Source organism: Mycobacterium sp. 1165178.9, assembly GCF_001673555.1.
In the GTDB taxonomy this organism is placed as follows: domain Bacteria; phylum Actinomycetota; class Actinomycetes; order Mycobacteriales; family Mycobacteriaceae; genus Mycobacterium.
The window spans coordinates 1-4,155 of record NZ_LZMB01000468.1 but is presented as its reverse complement, the minus strand read 5'-3'; the positions used below and the strand labels follow the sequence as shown (position 1 = coordinate 4,155).

The window sequence follows — 4,155 nt, the reverse complement described above, 5'->3', positions numbered from 1 at the left end:
AATGTACTTCATCATTTGCCTTCCTGGGTGCGAGTAGTGGTATCAGTACACCAAATCGCCTGATTTCAAACCCCGCAGCACGCTCCGAACCGGTGATCGCCATGTTTGCAGGCGGGCGCAGAACCGGGGCATGGCGCGCCCGCGCGGCGGCGCGATCGCCCACAGCGGGAATAACTGCCCAGGTGGCATCGCGTTCTATCATCGACGGCCGGCCGCACACACACCTTGGCCTCGGGGAGGGGAGCAGCTTCGTGACCTCGTCGAATGTGCGCACGGGCCACGATGGCACCAACCGGGCGAGGTGCGGGGCCGCATGGACCCGTGCGCTGTTTGTCAGCGTGTTGGCGCTGCTGCTGGCCACCGGATGGGTCGCCAATCACTTCGTCGGGTTGATGCCGGTGATCAGTGACATCGAGCACCTCAGCACGGCCACGCTCGACGGGATCTTCGGCATCTACGCGGTCGGGCTGCTGCCCGGATTGCTCGTCGGTGGACGCGTGTCGGACGCGCTCGGACGCCGGTCAGTCGCGCTGTCGGGTTCGGCGGCCGCGCTGGCGGGGACGGCGGTGATGCTGCTGTCCCAGCACACCGGTGCTCTGCTACTGGGTCGGCTCATCGTCGGGATCGGTGTGGGCCTTGCCATCAGCTCGTGCACCGCGTGGGCATCAGATCTGAGGGGCCCAGCTGGTGCCGCGACCGCCGGAGCGGTGCTGACGGCCGGTTTCGCTCTCGGACCATTCGCCGGGGGGTTCATCGTGTGGGCCGGACGATCCGGCATCCGGGTCTCCTTCGGTGTCGCCGCCGCCATCGTCGTGCTCGCGACGTTCGCCGTCGTCGGCGCGGCCCGACGCACCGAAGTGTCCGGGCAGGCTACCGACTACGACTCGGGAAAGGCCGCACCGTCGGCAGCGGTGGCGCCGGGATTCAGCCGCGCCTTGAGCTGGGCCATGCCGCTTGCGCCGTGGGTATACGCCTCGGCGACATTGGGATTCGTCACCATCCCCGCCCGGCTCCACACCGCGCTCGCGGCTCCGATTGCGGCGGGCACGGCCACCCTGATCGTCAACGGTGTCAGCGGTGTCGTTCAGGTACTTGCCCGCGTGCTGAGGTGGGGGCCGCAAGCCGGTACCGCCGGTGCGGTGCTGGCCGCGCTCGGCTACGCGCTGGCCGCGATGGCGCCGCCAGCGCTGAGCCCGGCATTGGGGTTCCCGCTCTTGCTTGTCCTCGGCTGCGCCTCGGGCCTGTGCCTGCGCGAGGGATTGATCGACCTGGAGGCCGCCGCCCCGCCGCACCTGCGCGGCGCGCTGACCGGAGCGTTCTATGTCGTCACCTACGTCGGCTTCGCGCTTCCGCTGGTCCTGGCCACCGTCGGGTCCGCGGCGTCGGTGCTGATTCTTTCCGTGATGGCGGTGCTCGCCTCGGCGGCGGCGGTCACCAGAGCGGTGCGGCTACGACGGGATAGTCACCGGCAATACTGAATTGGTACCGCCGGAGATCAAACGAGTTCGCGCAGCGTCTCGATCAGCTTGACCCGCTCACCCGTCGTGGATGCGATGGGTGCCACGTTGAGGGTGGTCACCCCTGCCTCACGGAACGCCGCCAAACGTTCCTTGACGAACTCGCGGGTGCCGATCAGGTTGACGTCTCGCACCAGATCATCGGGCACGACCTTGGCGGCGCCGTCTTTGTCACCGGCCAGGTAGAGCTCTTGAATCCGGTCGGCTTGGGGACCGTAGCCGTATTTGGTGGCCAGGGCGTGGTAGAAGTTCTTACCCTTGGCGCCCATTCCGCCGATGTAGAGCGCCAGGTGGGGCTTGACGAATTCCCTTAGCGGCTCGACGTTTTCGCCGATGGCCAGGACGGGTCCGGCGTAGATGTCGAGCTCACCCAGGTCGGGATCGCGCTTGGCCCGGCCTGCGGCCAGGGCATCGCCCCACACCTCGTGCGCCTTCTCGGGCAGATAGAAGATGGGTTGCCAGCCTTCGGCGATCTCGGCGGCCAGTTCGACGTTCTTGGGCCCCAGCGCGGCCACCAGTATCGGAATGCGCTCGCGGACAGGCTGATTGATCAGCTTGAGCGGCTTGCCGAGTCCGGTTCCCTGGTCGGCGGGCAGCGGAATCGTGTAGTGCTTGCCCTGGTGTTGCACGGTTTCGCGCCGCCACACCTGGCGGCAGATGTCGATGACCTCGCGGGTCCGCCCGATCGGGGCATCGTAGGGAACACCGTGAAAGCCCTCGATGACCTGTGGGCCGGAGGCGCCCAGGCCGAGGGTGAACCGGCCGTCGGAAACGTAGTCCAGGCCGGCCGCGGTCATCGCGGTCAGGGTGGGCGTGCGGGTGTAGAGCTGCAGAATGCCCGATGCCAGCCCCACCCGTTCGGTGCTCGCGGCCAGGTAGCCCAGCGCGCTCACCGCGTCGAACGAATACGCCTCGGGGACAAAGACAATGTCTAATCCGGCGCTTTCCAGGTCGGCGACTTCGGCGGCCACGCCCTTGAAACCGCCCGCATAGTTGACGCTCAGTCCAATCCGCATGGTCATTACTTCTACGCGGTACCGGATCGATTGGCCAATTCGAGCGCCTCCTGTTGGATCCGCTCGAACTGCGCGCCCATCGCCTCGGACAGTGCCGTCGCGCCCGACAGAGGCCGCACCATCACCATGAAGTCATCGATGAGACCGTCGTCGTCGAAGTGCAGGAAGTCGCAGCCGGTGATCTTCACCCCCGGCGCACCGGCTATCCCGGTCTCGAACACAAAGGCGTGATCGCGACCGCCGGGGTCGTGGATCTCGCGGATGTAGCGGAAGTCTTCGAAGATTCGCAACACACCTCGCAGGATCGCGGCGGTGATCGGCTTGCCGACATAGGGCTTGAACGCCACCGGGCTGGTGAACACCACGCCATCGGCCAGCATCGCCTGGATGCCGTTCTCATCGCGCTCTTCGACGGCCTTACGGAACGGGTGCATCGCGACCTCGCATAGTCAACTAGTTGAGTAGGTGGGTCCGACGCTAGGACGCCCGCGGCCGGATGTCCAGGGTGCGATTGATCACTTTGTTGAATAATCGCGCGTTGTAGCATCGACCGATGTCGCTGCGTGACGCGGTGTTGGCCGCCCTCCTCGAGGGAGAATCGTCCGGATACGACCTCGCCAAAGACTTCGACGCCTCGGTCGCCAACTTCTGGCCGGCTACCCCGCAGCAGTTGTATCGCGAACTCGACCGGCTGGCTGAGCAAGCCCTCATCCAGGCCCGGATCGTGCAGCAAGAACGCCGGCCCAACAAGCGCATGTTCTCGCTGACCGAGGCCGGCCGCGACGCGATCCGGCAGTTCACGGCCAAGGCGCCGAAGCCGTCGGTCATCCGCGATGAATTGCTGGTCAAGGTCCAGGCCTCCGACGCCGGAAATCTCGAGGCCGTTCGCGGATTCATTCGCGAACGGCTGGAATGGTCGGTCGCCAAAGTGCAACGCTACGAACGGCTGCGGGCGCGGATGCTGGACGGGCGCAGCGAGGACGAGTACCTGGTCGAGTCCGAACGAGTTGGCCCCTACCTGACGTTGATGCGCGGAATCTCCTTCGAGGAGGAGAACATTCGATGGGCCGAACGCGCGCTGAGCATCGTGGAACGTCGCGCGTCGGCCGGCGCTGCGGGCACCGGGCGTTCACGGCGCCGGCCCGCTGCCCGCAGGTGAGTCGGGGAACCGATTCAGCGTTCGCGGGCCGCGAGGAAGAATCTGCTGCGCATGCGCCGCGGAGCGCGACGTTAGCCTGAGGAATGACCGAATACCGAGCGCCCTCGACCGACCGGGCAATACGTGCCGTTTTGTTCGATACCTTTGGAACGGTCGTCGACTGGCGTTCCGGGATTGCCGCCTCGGTCCGCGATTTCGCGCAGCGCCACCACCTCACCGTCGATCCCGGGGAGTTCGCGCTGGAATGGCGTAGCAGGTACCTGCCAGCGATGTCCGAAGTTCTTTCGGGCCGTCGCGAATTCGTGTCGCTGGACGTTCTGCACAAAGAAAACCTGCTTGCGTCGTTCGAGAAGTTCGGCATCGCCGTCGAAGTGCTGCCCGGCGACGAGGTGGCGGCACTAGCGCGGGCGTGGCGTTGGCTGCCGCCCTGGCCGGACAGCGTCGACGGCATCACCGCAATGAA

The 4,155-nt window shown here is 66.2% G+C and carries 4 protein-coding genes and 1 pseudogene; 3 read left to right on the top strand and 2 right to left on the bottom strand.

Features of this window, described 5'->3' with window-relative positions; genetic code table 11:
- Positions 1-251: 251 nt before the first annotated feature.
- Complete coding sequence (locus A5652_RS20225) at positions 252-1,478, top strand: MFS transporter (protein WP_067355640.1); 1,227 nt, start codon at positions 252-254, stop codon at positions 1,476-1,478.
- A 17-nt stretch (positions 1,479-1,495) separates the two neighbouring features.
- Here A5652_RS20225 and A5652_RS20220 read toward each other — a convergent pair whose 3' ends face one another.
- Positions 1,496-2,533 (bottom strand): LLM class F420-dependent oxidoreductase, encoded by a 1,038-nt coding sequence (locus tag A5652_RS20220; RefSeq protein ID WP_067355636.1) that lies wholly within the window; start codon positions 2,531-2,533, stop codon positions 1,496-1,498.
- Between the two features lie 11 nt (positions 2,534-2,544).
- Positions 2,545-2,967 carry a nuclear transport factor 2 family protein gene (locus A5652_RS20215; RefSeq protein WP_067355633.1) on the bottom strand — a complete coding sequence of 141 codons (423 nt, stop codon included), beginning with the start codon at positions 2,965-2,967 and terminating at the stop codon, positions 2,545-2,547.
- A gap of 119 nt (positions 2,968-3,086) precedes the next feature.
- On the opposite strand from A5652_RS20215, the gene A5652_RS20210 reads away from it, so the two are divergent.
- Positions 3,087-3,692 (top strand): PadR family transcriptional regulator, encoded by a 606-nt coding sequence (locus A5652_RS20210; protein WP_067355630.1) that lies wholly within the window; start codon positions 3,087-3,089, stop codon positions 3,690-3,692.
- 83 nt (positions 3,693-3,775) lie between these two features.
- A pseudogene (locus A5652_RS20205) lies at positions 3,776-4,155 on the top strand (haloacid dehalogenase type II); the annotation flags it as partial.

Coding starts and splice junctions, on each gene's coding strand:
- A5652_RS20220 (WP_067355636.1), bottom strand. CDS start 2,533: ATGCGGATTGGACTGAGCGTCAACTATGCGGGCGGTTTCAAGGGCGTG.
- A5652_RS20215 (WP_067355633.1), bottom strand. CDS start 2,967: ATGCACCCGTTCCGTAAGGCCGTCGAAGAGCGCGATGAGAACGGCATC.
- A5652_RS20210 (WP_067355630.1), top strand. CDS start 3,087: ATGTCGCTGCGTGACGCGGTGTTGGCCGCCCTCCTCGAGGGAGAATCG.